We start from the raw sequence: 14835 nt of genomic DNA, 5'->3' as shown, positions 1-14835 counted from the left end.
CGGGGCAGACGCCCCGGGCCCTTTTTCTTTGCCGAAGCGCCCGGGATGAGGGACATCTGGCCCCATGTCTGAGATCTCCCCCGCAAGCGAAGCCAAGACCCTGGCCGTGTTGATCGACGCCGACAACGCCTCGCTCAACGTCCTGCCGCAAGTCCTCGCGGAAATCGCCACCTACGGGATCGCCAGCGTGAAGCGGATCTACGGCGACTGGAGTAGCAGGAACCTCGGCGGCTGGCGGGACCAGCTGCTGGCCCACTCGATCCAGCCGATCCAGCAATTCGCCTACACCAAGGGCAAGAACGCGACCGACATCGCGATGATCATCGACGCCATGGACCTGCTCTACACCGGGCGCTTCTCCGGCTTCTGCCTGGTCACCAGCGACAGCGACTTCACCCCGCTGGCCGCCCGCATCCGCGAGCAGGGCCTGACCGTTTATGGCTTCGGCGAGAAGAAGACACCCGAACCCTTCGTCAGGGCCTGCGACAAGTTCATCTACACCGAGGTCCTCAACTCACCGGACGAGCATGACAGCAACGAGGACAGCAAGCCGATCAAGCAGATGTCCGGCCCGGAACTCCGCAAGGACGGCAAGCTGCTCCACCGCATCCGCAAGGCGGTCGACACCGCCACCGGCGAAGAGGCCGAGTGGGCGTCGCTCGGCGAGGTGGGGTCCCACTTGTCCAAGCTGATGCCCGACTTCGACGCCCGCAACTACGGCTACGCCAAGCTCAGCGAACTGATCAAGGCGCTCGACCTGTTCGAGCTCAGCCGCAAGGACAAGCACGTCCAGATCCGGCCGAAGCCGAAGAAGTCCTGACCTCCGCTAGACGAGGATATCGCCCTCGACCCCGATGTCCGGGGCGTGCCCGGTCGCGGCCGACGTCAGCAGCCGGGCGATGGTGACCAGCTTGCCGTCCTTGGTTTCCCAGTAGTGGGCGACGAACGGCGCCACCCGGATCAGGGTCAGGTTCGGATCCTCCTGGCCACCGGGAAACCAGGTGGCGGCCAGCTTGTTCCACAGGTCGTCGATCCGCACCGGGTCGCGCGAGATCTCGGCCTGACCGTAGACCGTCAGGAACTCGAAGTCCGAGCCGTTGCAAAAGATCAGCTGCACCCGCGGGTCGGCCTCGATGTGCTTGTTGTGGGCGCTGTCCCCGCCGCTGAAGAACCACAGGCCGCCGTCCCGGTCGACCTGTTGGACCTGCATCGGGCACACGTGCATCGGCACCCCGCTCAACTTCGTCCCGAACATGCAGGTGGGCGCGGCGTCGACCATGTCCCGCAGCTTCTTGACCCCGTCGTCGTCGAGTAAGTTCTTCTTGTCGTTCATGGTACCGTCACCCTCCCGCGGTCGCCGGCGGGGTCAAATGAAACCTCGGCCACGTCCGGCGACCGCACCCGGATTCCCGTGCCGTCGCCGTCCCGCGAACTACCAGGTCTTGATGTCATCGCCCCCACCTGGCTTCTCGTCCGCGCCGTAGCTGTAGACGATGACCGGCTGGTTGCGGACGAACTTTCCGGGGTTCAAAGGATCCGGGACCTCCCCGTCCAGATCGTCGTCAAAGCGGACATGCATTGCATTGCCCCAGGCATCATAGAGCGCCTCCGGCAGCCCGGACTCCTTGCCAAAGTAGAGACCCCCGTTCGCCTTCACCTGGGCCTCGCGGATGCTGAGATAAACCGATTGGCGGGGATTCTGCATGTCGGAACCCTTCGCCTCCTTGGCGGTTAGAACGGTCAGCAACTCCTGTCCGGCGGGTCCCTCGGTCATGAAGTCATCGCCTTGCATCGCGACGTCGGGCAGCCGGCCATAGTCGTTGTTGAAGCTCATGACCGCCTCGACGAGCGCGTTGGCATCGGCCAGGGTCTTCATTCCCTTGGCCCGATTCGTCGCCTTCTGGAAGGCCCCGAATCCCATCGCCGCCAGCACGCTGATGATGGCGATGACGACCAGAAGTTCGATGAGGGTGAAGCCGCGGGGTTTGCCGGCAGGAAGATGGGTTTTCATGACCTGTGTGGAATGGGGATGAGGTGGCCCGGCAGGGTTCGACCCCGTGCTCGCCGGGATCGGAACACGGGATCTGCCACATATCATTCCATCGACCGGCGCGCGAGGCAAATCGGCACCCGTTCCCGCCGCCGGGACACGAAAAACCCCGCGCGGCCGGAGCCGGGCGGGGTCGGGGAAAAGCAGTGGCAGGCTTACTTCCAGGAAGTGATCTCGTCGCCGCCGTCCAGCTTGCCGTCCTTGCCGTAGCTGTAGACGATGACCTTCTTGTTGCGGATGACGTTGCTCTGCTTGAAGGGGTCGCGGATCTCGTCGTCGTAGTCGTCGTCGAAGCGGACGTAGAAGGGATTGCCCCAGGCATCGTAGAGACCTTCGGGTTGGCCGGTGTTGCGGCCGTAGAAGAGCCCGCCCTTCTTCTTGATCTGGGTCACCTGGGCGGTGAGGAACGGGATCTGGCGCGGGTTTTCCATCTCGCTGCCCTTCTCTTCCTTGCCGAGCAAAATGGTCAGGAGTTCCTGGCCGGAAGCACCCTCGGTGACCATCTCGTCGCCCTGCATGCCGATGTCCGGCAGCTTGCTGTATTCCGAGTAGTACTGCTCGATCGCGTTGTAGAGCGCGGTGGCGGCGGTCTTGGTCTGGACGCCCTTGACCTTGTTCTGGGCGATCTGGATGCCGCCGAAGCTCATCGCGGCGAGCACGATGATGATGGAGATGACAACGAGGAGCTCGACGAGCGTGAAGCCTCGCGACTCGCGGCGGTGGGAACGGGTTTTCATGGCGTGATGTTGCGTTGGTTGCAGGTTTCTTGAAAGAAAGCGGAAACGGGCTGCGGTGGCAATGTCCCGTTTGCTTCCATCGTCTGTCCCCACGCTAGTCCGCGGCTCCGCCCTGCCAAGCGCTTTTCTGGCTGATGCATTGCCAGCACAAGCATCCCGGTGCATGGTGCCCCTATATGGATCGCAAAGAATTGCGGGGCGAAGTGCTCCGCTTGCTGGGCGGGCAGAAATCCCGCCCGATGAACAAATCCGAGATTTCCCGCGATCTCTCCCTTTCCACCCACGACCGGCCCCTGCTCCGCTCCGAACTCAACGCGATGGTCCGCGAGGGCGTCATCGCCGAAGGCAAGAAGGGCCGCTTCGAACTGCCGAAAGCCGGCAAGAAGGACAGCGACCAGCTGCGCGGGACCATCCGCTTCCTGCCGCGCGGCCACGCGTGGTTCTACCCGGACCAGTCGGACCCGGACAACCTCGCGGGAGGGATCGATTTGAAAGCCTACTCACGCCTCCACGTCCCGCGCCGCGACACCGGCACGGCGCTCGAAGGCGACCGGGTGCTGGTTTCCTTCCACCAGCCAAAGGCGCAGAACTGGCGCCGCCACGCGTCGAAGCGGCAGCAGCCGGAAGAAGAGCCCGACGCCCGCGGCAAGGTGGTGAAAGTCCTCGAGCGGCGCAGCGGCCGGATCGTCGGGATCTACAAGAAGAAGGGCAAGTTCGGCTGGGTCGAGACCGAGGACCCCGCGATGGACGGCCAGATCGACCTGACCCGCGAAACCACCGCCCAGCCCGGACAGATGGTGGTGGTCGAGCTCGAGCACTGGGAGCAGCAGCGCACTCCGCGCGGCCACGTCATCGAGGTGCTCGGCTGGCCCGGCGATGCCGGCGTCGACATCGAGGCCGTGATCCACCGCCAGGGCCTGCGCACAACCTTCCCCGACGAGGTCCTGGCCGAAACGCGCGCGGTACCGGAAGAGGTCGACAAGAAGGAAATCGCCCGCCGCGAGGACTGGCGCGACCGGCTGGTGATCACCATCGACCCGGCCGACGCCAAGGACCATGACGACGCGATCTGGGTCGAGCGCCACGCCAAGGGCTGGACGCTCGCCGTCCACATCGCCGACGTCTCGCACTACGTGAAACCGAAGACTGCCCTCGACAAGGAAGCCTCCGAGCGCGGCAACTCGACCTATCTGGTCGACCGCGTGCTGCCGATGCTGCCTCCGGAACTCAGCAACGGCATCTGCTCGCTCAAGCCGCACGTCAACCGCCTGACCAAGTGCGCGGTGATCGAGATCTCGCCGCAGGGCAAGGTGCTCAAGACCCGCTTCTGCGACGCGGTCATCAACAGCCAGTCGAAGCTTTCCTACGAAATGGCGCAGGCCATTCTCGACGGCAAGCCGGCACCGAAGCACTCGCCGAAGGGCCTGAAGGAGATGGTGCTCGAGGCCTGGAAGATGGCCGCCATCCTGCGCAGGAAGCGCTTTGCCGACGGCGCGCTCGACCTCGAGATGCCGGAGATCCGGGTGAAGCTCGACGACCAGGGCCACGCCACCGAGGTCCACCAGGTCGAGCACACCGAGAGCCACCAGTTGATCGAGGAATGCATGCTGCTGGCCAACGAGGCGGTCGCCCGCATCCTCAAGATCCGCAACAAGCCGACAATCTACCGGATCCACGAGGACCCGGATTTCGGGCGGCTCTTCGACTACGGCGAGATCGCCAAGACCCACGGCTACCAGCCCGGCGACCTGACCAACCGCGCCCACATCCAGAAACTGTTGGACGCCGCCAAGGGCAGGCCCGACGAGCACCTGATCAAGCTGGGCCTCCTCAAAAGCCTCAAGCGCGCCGCTTACGCCGCCGACCCGCTCGGCCACTACGGTCTGGCCAAGGCGGACTACTGCCACTTCACCAGCCCGATCCGGCGCTACGCCGACCTCATCGTGCACCGCTCGCTGCAGGCCTTCCTCAGCAACCCGCCGGCGAAGCTCGACAAGGTGCCCGGCCAGAACGACCTCGCCGAGTTCGCCCGCCACATCTCCGATACCGAGCGTACTTCCGCCGAGGCGGAGAACGAGACGAAGCAGCTCAAGATGCTGGAGTACCTCGATTTCTGCACCAAGCAGGACCCGCCGCCGGTGTTCGAGGGCGTGGTCACCGATGTCCGCATGATGGGCCTGATGGTCGAGGCGACCGAGATCGGCGCCCGCGGCGTGGTCAAGCGCGAGGACCTGCCGCGCGGCGACTGGCGCTTCGAGCAATCGCAGATGCGCTTCGTCTCGCGCGGCGGCGCACAGTTCCAGCTCGGCCAGAAGATCCGGATGCAGGTCGCGCGGATCGACTTCCTCGCCAAGTTCATCGACTTCCGCATCGCCGGCGGGGAAATCCCGTCGGCGGGTCCGGAGAACCGGATCGGGATCCCGGCGCGCGGCAAGGCGGCGAAGAAGGCAGCGAAGACCGCCCGCAAGGCTCCCGCCGGACGGGAGGAACCCGAGAGCATCCCCTTCCACCAGACCACCGCCCGCAAGTCCCCGAAGGCGAACCGCTTTCCCAAGTCGAAACCTTCGCCCCGCAAGTCCGCCAAGACCAAGCCGCCGAAAGCAAAGGGCAAGCGCCGGAAATGAGGTCCGGCCGTCCCGACAAAAAAGCCCGGAGCCGCCCCCGGGATGGAGGCGACCCCGGGCCCGGAGTCGAATGCTGGATCAACCCCGTTTCCGGCGAACCATGCCGAGAAGACCGAACACGCCGAGCAGGCAGATGGAAGAAGGCTCCGGCACCGCCTGACCGCTCAGCGCCATCACCGCCAGGTTTCCGCCGCCGGTGTTGGTGATCGAAATCGCGGTGATCGTCTTCGCCTGGTCCGCGGCGCTGAGGGTGATCAGGGACTCGTGGATGCTGATGTTGGAGTTCTCCTGGTAGTGGACGTTGGTGTAGCCGTCTTCGCCGCGGTTGGACAGGCGGGCACCGACCGCATAGCCGAGTTCCGCGGGCGTGTAGTTGAACCAATCGCGGCCGATGCCGGTCTGATTGGCGATGGTGTAGACCGAGCTGGTCAGGTCGCTGAACATGACCGTCACCGAGGCCGAGGTCGGCCCGCCGGAGGTGCTGCCGAACAAGGCGAGCGTGGAGTAGCTGCCGCCCGCCGCGAGGGTCAGCAATCCCGATGCCGAACCCGGCAGCAGCAAAGCATTGTCGGAGTCGAAGCTCTGGAACACGAACTGCGAACCGGTGGCGCTGGTGTGGGTGCCGGTGGTCAGGCCGCTGACAAAGGTCGGCGTGTTGTCGCCACCGACCGGATAGGTGCCTTCTTCCGCGAAGGTCCAGTTGTCGAAGCCGCCCGGGCCGTTGTCCATGGTGCCGTTGACCGTGGTATTGTACGGGCCGCCGCCGTTGTTGATCACGATGTCGCTGGACCAGCCGGTCGCCGCTATGGTGGTGATTGCCGCCTGGCTGGCGGCGGAGAGAAGCGCGAAGGCGGACAGGGCAAGGGTGGTTTTTTTCATGGATGGAACGGGGAGTTCGGAGTGGGCCGCGCGGTTCCGGACACGGATCCGGCCGCCGACCCCGCGACCCTTGGCGGCATTCCCCGCCGGCGCGACCCCCGGGTATTCCCTGTTTCCGGCAAAAGGGTTCTCGGATTCGGCAGGTCCCCCGGCGCCACCCCAGCTCCGGGCGAAAGCCCGCTCACGGCGCGGTGTCGACTTCCCGGCTCAAATCACGGTGCTGGCGACGACTTGATGGAAGTCACCAAAATCAATCCACCGACCCACGCTCCCATGTGGCCGCGGGATCCCGGCCGGGAGCTGAAGGTGCCTTCGACCACCACCCTGTGATCGTTCTCCAATTCGAACTCCCCGGGCTTTGCAAACGACGAGACACTGGTGAACCAGATCCCCTTGCGGATATCATTTGAGTCCGCCGCCCTTTGAACGAAATGGCTGCACTCGAACTCCGTGTGGTAGAAGGCAGTGACACGGATCCGCTTGCCTTCAAACTTCCCGGGATCGCGGATCACCTCATCCACCGTTACCTCGAGGGGCTTCACCGATTCACCTTCCAGCGTGCTGGTGGTCCTACCCGTCGAATAATCGCTTGGAAAGCGATGGACGAATTCATCGAGGAACTTCTGCCACGCCTTTCTCGCTTCCGTCCCGAGGCCGGCGATGAGGGGGTATTCTTTCCCATCCAAAATCACATGACCCCGTGTATTTTCCTTCTTCCCTTCCGTCAGTGGCTTCAGGGGTAGCTTGCGAACGTCCGAAAGAAACTTCTCCCATTCCTCCCGCGGCAGATTTCCGGAAAACTGCTCTGTCGTGAAGGTGACGCGCTCTTGCTTCAAGCCGTCCACCGAGGTGGTGGAGTGGAAGTGAAACCTCGGTCCCTGAAAATCAAACGTGGTGACTTCCACCCCGTAGATCATTTCGCAATCGATCCCCTCGTTCTTGGTGCGGTCAAAGCTTAGAAACTCGAACGCGGTGGTCTGTGCACCGGCTTTTGACAGCACGAGGAAGAGTAGAAAGGGAAACCACCGGAGGCGCATCATCACGGCGACTCTTCCCCGGATTCCGACAAAGGCGAAGATGAATTCCATCGCCAGCGCCAGATCCTGTCCCGCCTCCTTGCGCCTTGGCGTGATCCCTCTCAAGGGGCACCCGCGGTGTCCACTTCCGCGGCAAAGAACAGGCGGCCGGCGTTCGCCACCATCGGCCCGGACAGGACGATCTCGACCGGTCCCGCCTCGCCACCGGCGGGCACTTCGAATTGGTTGACCGTGAACCACGCGTCGCGCGGCTGGGCGAGGTCGGCCGTGGCTTTCAAGGTGTAGGCGCGGCCCGGCCTGGCGGTCAGCGTGACCACCGCCTGCGGTCCCTCCGGCGTGTCGCGGTAGACCAGTGAGTCGATCTTGAAGAAGTCGCTGCCGTCGTTGGCCCGGGTACCGGCAACCGCTTCGTCGAGGTTGTTCTGGCGGTCGCCGTCGAGATCACCGCCGGCATCGTCGGCGAAAGGATTCAAGCCGTTGGCGGTCTCGTAATCGTCGTCGATCGCGTCGTTGTCGTCGTCCGGATCGAGGTCGTTCGGGGTGCCGTCGCCGTCATCGTCGAACGAGGGATCCGCGGTGCTCTCATGGGCAACGAATTCGCCGCGGGTTTCTTCGTGGCCCTCGCCCTGATAGCGCAGGACCACCTGGCTCCACACCAGCGTGACCTCTTCCAGCGGGTCATCGCCGGCACCGGCGAGCGGGCTGAAGCACCCGCTGCCGGTCTGGCAGCCGGTGATCCGGACGTGATTCAACTCGACGCAAGCCGGCGCGAGGCTGCGGTCCTCGCCGAGGCACTTGATGATGACGGACGGGATCGTCCGCCCCTTCATCGCCGCCAGGGCGAGGTAGGGACTGGCGGCGTCCAGCGACTTCTGGAAGGTGAACCCGCTCTTGCCGACGAAGGCCTCGCCCACCGGCCGGCCGATCGATTGCCCGAAGGCGCAAGCATCGATCCAACCCTCGTAGCCGGGCTCCGCGGACTCGCCGGGAATCAGGATCGATCCGTCCTCGCCCGCCATCTTGACCACGAACTGCTGGGTCGCGTTGGCAGGGGAAGCGAGGACGGCGAGGGGAAGCCACAAGGCGGCGGCGAGGCCGCGGAGACGGAAAGAAGGGTTCATCGTGTGCAAGGGTTGGGGATGGATTGAGCGGAACACCGGGATCAGGACTCGCCTTCCTCGACCTTCCATTCGAACTCGACGTTGCCGCCCTTGCTGCCGTCCGCATCGACGCTGATCACCTTGATCTCGGTGTAGTTCAGCGCGAGTTGCTCCATCGGCTTGGCATCCGCGGCCCCGCTCACGCTGTAGCTGCTGATCAGGACGTTCTTCAGTTCGTAGCGGTAGTAGGTCTGCTGGCCGTCGGCGGCATCGCGGGTCAACTCGACGATGACCGAGGGGAAGACCTTGCCGCGGCACACCGCTTCCATGAGCTTCGGCGACGACCGCTCGGTCGGCACCTCCACCTTGAACTGCAGCGGCTTGACGGCAGCCGGGCCGCCGGTAGCCGACGGTTCGCTGCCCATGCCGGTGCCGAAGCTTTGGATGATGATCCAATCCTTGTGCTCCTTGTCGGCGCATTCGCCGTCGATGCCGTCGAACTTGATGTAGGCGGCGGCATCGGCCGAAGGCGTGGCGGCGATCAACGCGGTGGCGGCGAGGAGCGGCTGCAGGGAGCGCAGGAAGTAATGTTTGATGCTGAATTTCATGGTGGTGATCTTGTCGTCACCCCCCATTCGCGGCCCGCGGATCACGATCTCAAAAATCGTGAAACTTTTTTCCGGACACCCTCAGCAGCCCTCCAACAGGTCCGCGTACAGCGATTCCATCGCCGCGGCCAGGCCGGCACCATCGCACACGGGCGCCGTGGCCAGCCGGTCCCGCATTTCCCGGCGCAGGACCGCCAGCCGTTCCGGGAACCCGGGATCGGCGGCGAGCGAGGTGGCCGTCGCGATCATCCCGTCCACCGAGGCCGCGACAAAGCCGGCCAGGTGGGATCGGCGCAGCAAGGTCTGCGAGGTCCGCGACGCCCAGCGGTCGCCGTCGAAGGTCAACACCGGCACCCCCTGCCAAATGGCCTCCATGGTGGTGGTGCCGCCATTGTAGGGAAAGGCGTCGAGCGCCACGTCGATGCGGTCGTAATAGCCGAGGAACTCGCGGTGGCCGGCGGGCGGCAGCAGGTCCAGCCGCTGCGGGTCGATCCCCCGGTCCGCGAAGCGCTGCTGCCACCAGTGGACGTTCTGCCGGGAAGCCAGCAGCGAGTTCGCCAGCACCAGCCGCGACCCCGGGGCACCGCGCAGGATGGCACACCAGGCGTCCAGCACCTCCGGCACGATCTTGTAGCCGGTCACCAGCGATCCGAAGGTGAGATGCCTGTTCACCAGGCACGGCGGCGCTGCCACCGGCGGGACTTCGTGGGTGACCTGGAAGGTGAGGTAGGACAGCGGCAACCGCCGCACCGATTCCGAGTAGAACCGCTCCTCCTCCGGGCGGACGCTCTCGTCGTCGCCGATGATGACATCGATCCCCGGCATGCCCGAGGTGGCGAAGGCATTGAACCAGGTCGCCACCACCGGCGCCACCGGCGACAGGAACAACTCCAGCCGCTCCACCGACGAGTAGGCACCGAGGTCGACCAGCAGGTCGATCTGCTGCTCCGCGATGAAGCCGGCCAGCTCGGCGTTCGACAGCGAGCCGACCGCGTGGAGCCGGTCGGCCGGATCCGGCCGGTAGCCGGCGAAACCAAGCGACGGATCCTCCGCGGTGGAAAACAGGTGCACTTCGAAACGGGAGCGGTCGTGATGATTCAAGAGCGCCCACACCGGCTTCATGTAGTTTTCACCGTTGAAGTGTCCCGAAAGATAGCCGACCCGCGGCCGCGGGTTGGCGTAGGGCCCCGGACGGACCCGGCCCGCGCATTCCGATCCCTCCGCCAGCCGTTTCGCGAGCTGCCGCCGCACGTCGAGGATCTCCTGCTGCGACGCCGCCGGCACCCCGGGAATCATCGAGGCCAGGCTGGCCAGCGAACCACTGCCGGGATTACCCGCCGCGGCTTCTTTCAAGTGCCCCGCCGCCAGATCGGCCTCGCCGAGGCGATAGGCGGCGGCGGCGAGCTGGTGATGCACCATCGGGTTTCCCCGGTCCATGGCCAGCGCATGCCGGTAGGCATCGAGCGCCTGCGCCCATTCCCGCAGCTCGGCCAAGAGGTCGCCGGTCAGGATCCAGCTCGCGGCGCTGGCCTGGCCGGTCACGATGATCCGGTCGAGGGCCTTGAGGGCATCGATCCGACGCCCCTCCAGCCGGCAGGCCCGCGCCATCCCGAGCAGGGCCTCGGCCTGGCGCGGATCCGCCGCGATCGCCCGCGTGAAATGGAGGATCGCTCGCTTCGCCTGACCGGCATCGAGCGCCTTGCGGCCTGCGCGGAGATGAGGTTGGGGAGACGCCACGGCCCACCCTAACGGACCGGCCGCGGTCCCGTCAGCGAAGAAACCGCCGCCGGTTCCGCCTTGTTTCCGCGGCGGCCTGCCGCTACCGGCTGCGCCGATGCCCGACCTCGACCTGCCCATCCGCGCCGCCACCGAGACCGCCGCCGCCCACGGCATCGTGCCGGACCGCTGCGAGATCCTGCAAAACGGCAACACACTGGTGCTGAGGCTCACCGAATCGCTGGTCGCCCGGGTGGTGACCGACCGCGACGGGCCGCGCCAGGGCGGCGAGTGGTTCGCCCGCGAAAATGCCGTCGCCCTCCACCTCGCGACCCGCGGCGCCCCGGTCATCCCGGTCCACCCCGAGCTGCCGCCGGGACCGCACGAACACCTCGGCTACACGCTCAACTTCTGGCAGTTCGTCACCCGCATCGACGCCGAACCGGAGGCAGCGGCCATCGGTCGGACCCTGCACGCATGCCACCAGCTGCTCCGCGATTTCACCGGGCCGCTGCCGGCGCTCGCCATCCTCACCGAAAGCCTGCAGCTGCTGGAAACCCTCGCGACGCGGGGCGCCTTCCCCGGCAGCACCCTGCAGCTCCTGAACGACCGTCTGGTCTCCTCGCTGGCGGTCCTGGAAAACTTCCCCCGCCAGCCGCTCCACGGCGACGCCCACATGGGCAACCTCATGAATACCCGCGACGGCCTGCTGTGGACCGATTGGGAAGACACCTTCAGCGGGCCGGTCGAATGGGATCTCGGCTCGATCATCTGGAACGCGCGGAACCTCGACGGCGACCACGCGACCGCCGACGGGATCCTCGATGCCTACCGGGCCGCCGGTGGCAAAATCGACCCCACCGCGCTGCAGGCTGGCATGGTCGCCCGTGCCGCGGTGATGAGCGCCTGGTACCCCGTCCTTTACCCGGACCCCGACCCGGAGCGGCGCCGGAAACTGCAGTTCCGGCTCGATTGGCTCGAGGCAAATCCCGGGTGAGCCGCTGCCCGCCGCTCGGGATAAATCATCATTTTCTGGAAAGATTCCTGATTTTCGTGCAGTTTCTTGCCGCACGGATCCCGGCCAAGCCACGGGTTCCGCGCGGATGGAAATCATGAAAACAACCTGGATGCTCCTGCTCGCCCCTTCCCTGCTGGCGCTTGCGCCGGCAACGGCCCGGCCACCGGTCGACGCAGGATCGCTGGCCAAGGCCGCGGACGACCCGGCGGCCAGCCACGCCTGGGCGCTGGCCGAACTGGAGCGGGCGCTCGGCGACAAGGAGTGGAAATCGCTGTCAACCGGCGGTCCTCGTGCGGCCTTCTTCCGCGAGCTGGCGAAGCCCGATGGGCTTTTGGACGAGCTGATGTTTTCCGGCCCGCTGCCCGACGATCCGGCGAAGATGATCCGCGTGGCGGAGTCACTGTGGAAGGCGGACGCGCGCTCCATGGCCGACCGCCGCGAACTCACCACCGCCGCGGCCGTGGCGCTGACCTTCGGCGACGGGAAGTGGCCGGAAGACCAGGCCGCCGCCCGCTACGAGTACTATCGTGATTCCCGCAAGGCCGGCCAGCTGCACCCGATGTTCGACACGCTCGAGACCTGGGAGAAACGCTACGTCGTTTCGGTCAGCAGCAACGGCGGCTGGGCGGGCGACGACGGGTGGGGCGAGCGCTCGATGGAATGGCTGCGGGACCACGTCAAGCTGCCGGCCGCCGACTACACCAAGGCCTGTTGGCAAGCGCCCTACCGCTTGAACAACGTTTTCGGCGACTCGATTCACGGCAAGAATTACTACGCGCCCTTCAAGGAGATGATCCACGCCGAGCGGGTGCGCGAGGTCGGCGGCGTCTGCGGCTCGCTGTCGCACTACGGCGCGACCGCCGCCCGCTCGAACGGCATCCCGGCGATCACCATGGGCGAGCCCGGCCACTGCGCCTACGCGGTCCGCCTCGGCCCCGGCGAATGGACGCCGGCCTACTCGCTCTCATGGAAGCGCGGCCTCCACACCAGCCTGTGGGGCAGGACCTGGACCCAGCTGGTCCTCCAGGACAAGGTGCTGGCGGAGAAGTACGCCTCGCATCGTAGCGACGTCCACCTGTGGCAGGCCCGCTCGCTGCGCGACGAGGATCCCGACCTCGCCGCTTCGGCTTACCGGATGGCGGTGGAAGCCCAACCGTTGAACCAGCAGGCCTGGCTGGAGATCGCGCGCTGGATGAAGGAGCGGCGCCAGCCGTCCCCCGCCGACTGGAAGGCATTCCACGACCAGGCGCTGGCAGCGTTGGCCGACTACCCGGAAGCGGCCTGGGAAGTGCTGGCGGTGTTCCAGCCGTCGGTGATGCCGCAGGTTCCCGCGGACGAACGGATCCCCTTCCTGCTGGCCTTCCACGATGCGATCGCCGCCCGCAAGGGGCCGGTGATGTGGGACTTCGGCAAGGCGCTCGACGAGCAGGTGAAGATGCTCGGCGGAGACCATGCCACCGAGCTGGAGTTCTTCGAGCAGGTGGTGGCGATGCAGGTCCGCTCCGAAACGTGGCTGGCGCCGGTCGTGGCCTGGGGCCGCGAGCGCTTCGCCAAGGACCCGGCCGGCGCGACCGAGTGTTTCAACGTGCTGGCCCGCGGGCTGGCGGCGGGCGGCGGCAGCAGCCAGGCCGAAAGTCTGGGCAAGGTCCTGGCACCGGTCATCCTGGCGGCCGCGGACACCGGCAATGTCGATGCGTTCCAGGCGCTGTCCAAGCTGGCCGGCACCACCCCGGCCAAGGTCCCGACGGGCGAGCCATTCCCTGGCGAGCTGCTGTCGGCCGGGGGCCTGTTGAAAATTTCCACCACCTCCCGCTGGGACGACCCTTCGCAGCACGCGGCGGTGCTCGAGGCGAGCGGCGGCCGCTTCCACACCGACAAGGAGGTGAAGCCCCACGCGGTGGTCCGCCTGGCCAAGCTCGGCGAGCTGTCGGGCATCGTCCTCGCTTCCACCGCCAGCGGCTACAACAGCACCCGCGAGGTGCCGCTGAAGGTCTCGGTCTCCGAGGACGGCCAGCAGTGGACCGAGGTCTTCCGCACGGAGAAGCCGGGCGGTCCGTGGCGCATCCCGCTGGAGGGCAAGGCCCCGCGCGTCGGCTACGTCAAGGTCGAGCGCGATGACGACCGCAGCGAGGTTTTCCACATGAACGCGATCCAGGTATACGGAAGGAGGCTGCAATGATCCGGACCATTTCTTTGATGCTGTTGTCGGGCTCCCTGTTCGCGGCCGAACGGGCGGCGGACTTCCCCGCGGCTCTCGACAAGGCCAAGGCCGGGGGACAGGACATCGCCGTGCTCTACCACGGCTCCGACTGGTGCGCACCCGGCGAGAAGGTCGCGGCGATGTGGCGGCGCGACGATTTTGAAAAGGGCATGGGCAAGGATGTGGTGCTGGTGGCGATCGACCGCAAGGAGCGGCCGGACGAGGCCGAGGCGGCCACCGCCAAGCGCAACGAGGCCTGCCCGGTCGGCGTCCGCAGCTACCCGGGGATCGCCTTGTTCGACGCCGAGGGCCGGCTGGTCGCCAAGCGCGAGGGAATGTCCGAGATCGAGTCCATGGGCGCCCCGGGCCAGGCCCTGCTGCGGGCGGTCGAGGTGCGGCGCAAGCGCGACGCGCTGTGGCAACGCGCCGCCAAGGAGAGCGGGCCCGCCGCCGCGCGCTTGCTGGGCAAGGGCCTCGACATGATGAACCTCGGCCTGGGCCCGAAGGACGTCTACAAGCCGGTGCTCGAGCGGATCCGCAAGGAGGACCCCGAGGATCGCTCCGGCTATGTCGCGCGCTACACCTTTCCCGGCATGAAGCTGGTGGAATCGGCGATGAAACTCGCCGGCGAACAGAAGTTCGAAGACGCCGACAAGGAGATCGCCGCCTGGCTGTCGAAGCGCTCGCTGCTACCGGACCAACGCCAGCAGGCGCTCTCCGCTCGCTTCGCGCTCTACAACCGCTGGGACGCCCGCAAGGGCGACGTGAAGTCCGTCCTGCGCGAGCTGGAGAAGGCCGATCCGGAATCCGAACTGGGCAAGGGCGCGGCGGAGTATCTGAAGATGCTTGGCAGCTGAGCGGGCGAC

13 protein-coding genes are annotated in these 14835 nt (G+C 66.3%); 5 read left to right on the top strand and 8 right to left on the bottom strand.

From position 1 onward, the window contains the following. Window positions 1-64 precede the first annotated feature (64 nt). A complete protein-coding gene (locus IG178_RS16220) occupies window positions 65-820 on the top strand; it encodes an NYN domain-containing protein (RefSeq protein ID WP_193213619.1) in 756 nt (251 codons plus the stop codon). Between the two features lie 6 nt (window positions 821-826). On the opposite strand, the gene IG178_RS16215 is transcribed toward IG178_RS16220, so the two are convergent. From IG178_RS16215 to IG178_RS16205, 3 genes are all read right to left on the bottom strand, one after another. Next, complete coding sequence (locus IG178_RS16215; protein ID WP_193213618.1) at window positions 827-1333, bottom strand: pyridoxamine 5'-phosphate oxidase family protein; 507 nt, start codon at window positions 1331-1333, stop codon at window positions 827-829. A 99-nt stretch (window positions 1334-1432) separates the two neighbouring features. Further along, the gene (locus IG178_RS16210; protein WP_193213617.1) at window positions 1433-2011 is read right to left on the bottom strand and encodes a prepilin-type N-terminal cleavage/methylation domain-containing protein; all 579 of its coding nucleotides are present in this window, start codon (window positions 2009-2011) and stop codon (window positions 1433-1435) included. Window positions 2012-2205: 194 nt separating this feature from the next. Then, window positions 2206-2787 (bottom strand): prepilin-type N-terminal cleavage/methylation domain-containing protein, encoded by a 582-nt coding sequence (locus IG178_RS16205; protein WP_193213616.1) that lies wholly within the window; start codon window positions 2785-2787, stop codon window positions 2206-2208. Between the two features lie 134 nt (window positions 2788-2921). Here IG178_RS16205 and rnr point away from each other — a divergent pair, with 134 nt between their 5' ends. Beyond that, window positions 2922-5411, top strand: coding sequence for a ribonuclease R (gene rnr / locus IG178_RS16200; protein WP_343225994.1), 2490 nt, complete (start codon window positions 2922-2924; stop codon window positions 5409-5411). Between the two features lie 78 nt (window positions 5412-5489). Here rnr and IG178_RS16195 read toward each other — a convergent pair whose 3' ends face one another. From IG178_RS16195 to IG178_RS16175, 5 genes are all read right to left on the bottom strand, one after another. Next, window positions 5490-6290: a PEP-CTERM sorting domain-containing protein gene (locus tag IG178_RS16195; protein WP_193213614.1), complete on the bottom strand. Its 801-nt coding sequence runs from the start codon at window positions 6288-6290 to the stop codon at window positions 5490-5492. 212 nt (window positions 6291-6502) lie between these two features. After that, window positions 6503-7378, bottom strand: coding sequence for a hypothetical protein (locus IG178_RS16190; RefSeq protein ID WP_193213613.1), 876 nt, complete (start codon window positions 7376-7378; stop codon window positions 6503-6505). 50 nt (window positions 7379-7428) lie between these two features. After that, window positions 7429-8448: a type VI secretion system tube protein Hcp gene (locus tag IG178_RS16185; RefSeq protein ID WP_193213612.1), complete on the bottom strand. Its 1020-nt coding sequence runs from the start codon at window positions 8446-8448 to the stop codon at window positions 7429-7431. Between the two features lie 41 nt (window positions 8449-8489). Beyond that, window positions 8490-9035, bottom strand: a complete 546-nt coding sequence (locus tag IG178_RS16180) for an Hcp family type VI secretion system effector (RefSeq protein ID WP_193213611.1) — start codon at window positions 9033-9035, stop codon at window positions 8490-8492. Window positions 9036-9116: 81 nt separating this feature from the next. Beyond that, window positions 9117-10772 carry an O-linked N-acetylglucosamine transferase family protein gene (locus tag IG178_RS16175; RefSeq protein WP_193213610.1) on the bottom strand — a complete coding sequence of 552 codons (1656 nt, stop codon included), beginning with the start codon at window positions 10770-10772 and terminating at the stop codon, window positions 9117-9119. 97 nt (window positions 10773-10869) lie between these two features. On the opposite strand from IG178_RS16175, the gene IG178_RS16170 reads away from it, so the two are divergent. From IG178_RS16170 to IG178_RS16160, 3 genes are all read left to right on the top strand, one after another. Further along, window positions 10870-11748, top strand: coding sequence for a phosphotransferase (locus IG178_RS16170; RefSeq protein WP_193213609.1), 879 nt, complete (start codon window positions 10870-10872; stop codon window positions 11746-11748). Window positions 11749-11863: 115 nt separating this feature from the next. Beyond that, window positions 11864-13948, top strand: a complete 2085-nt coding sequence (locus IG178_RS16165; RefSeq protein WP_193213608.1) for a hypothetical protein — start codon at window positions 11864-11866, stop codon at window positions 13946-13948. Beyond that, on the top strand, window positions 13945-14826 hold the full coding sequence (locus tag IG178_RS16160; RefSeq protein ID WP_193213607.1) for a thioredoxin fold domain-containing protein: 882 nt from the start codon (window positions 13945-13947) through the stop codon (window positions 14824-14826). The genes IG178_RS16165 and IG178_RS16160 overlap by 4 nt, the downstream gene beginning before the upstream one ends. The last annotated feature ends 9 nt before the right edge of the window (window positions 14827-14835 follow it).

This window comes from Neoluteolibacter marinus (genome assembly GCF_014904755.1).
Taxonomy (GTDB): Bacteria; Verrucomicrobiota; Verrucomicrobiia; order Verrucomicrobiales; family Akkermansiaceae; genus Haloferula; species Haloferula marina.
Note: the sequence above shows the minus strand (reverse complement) of the source record. Positions and strands in the feature narration are given on the sequence as shown.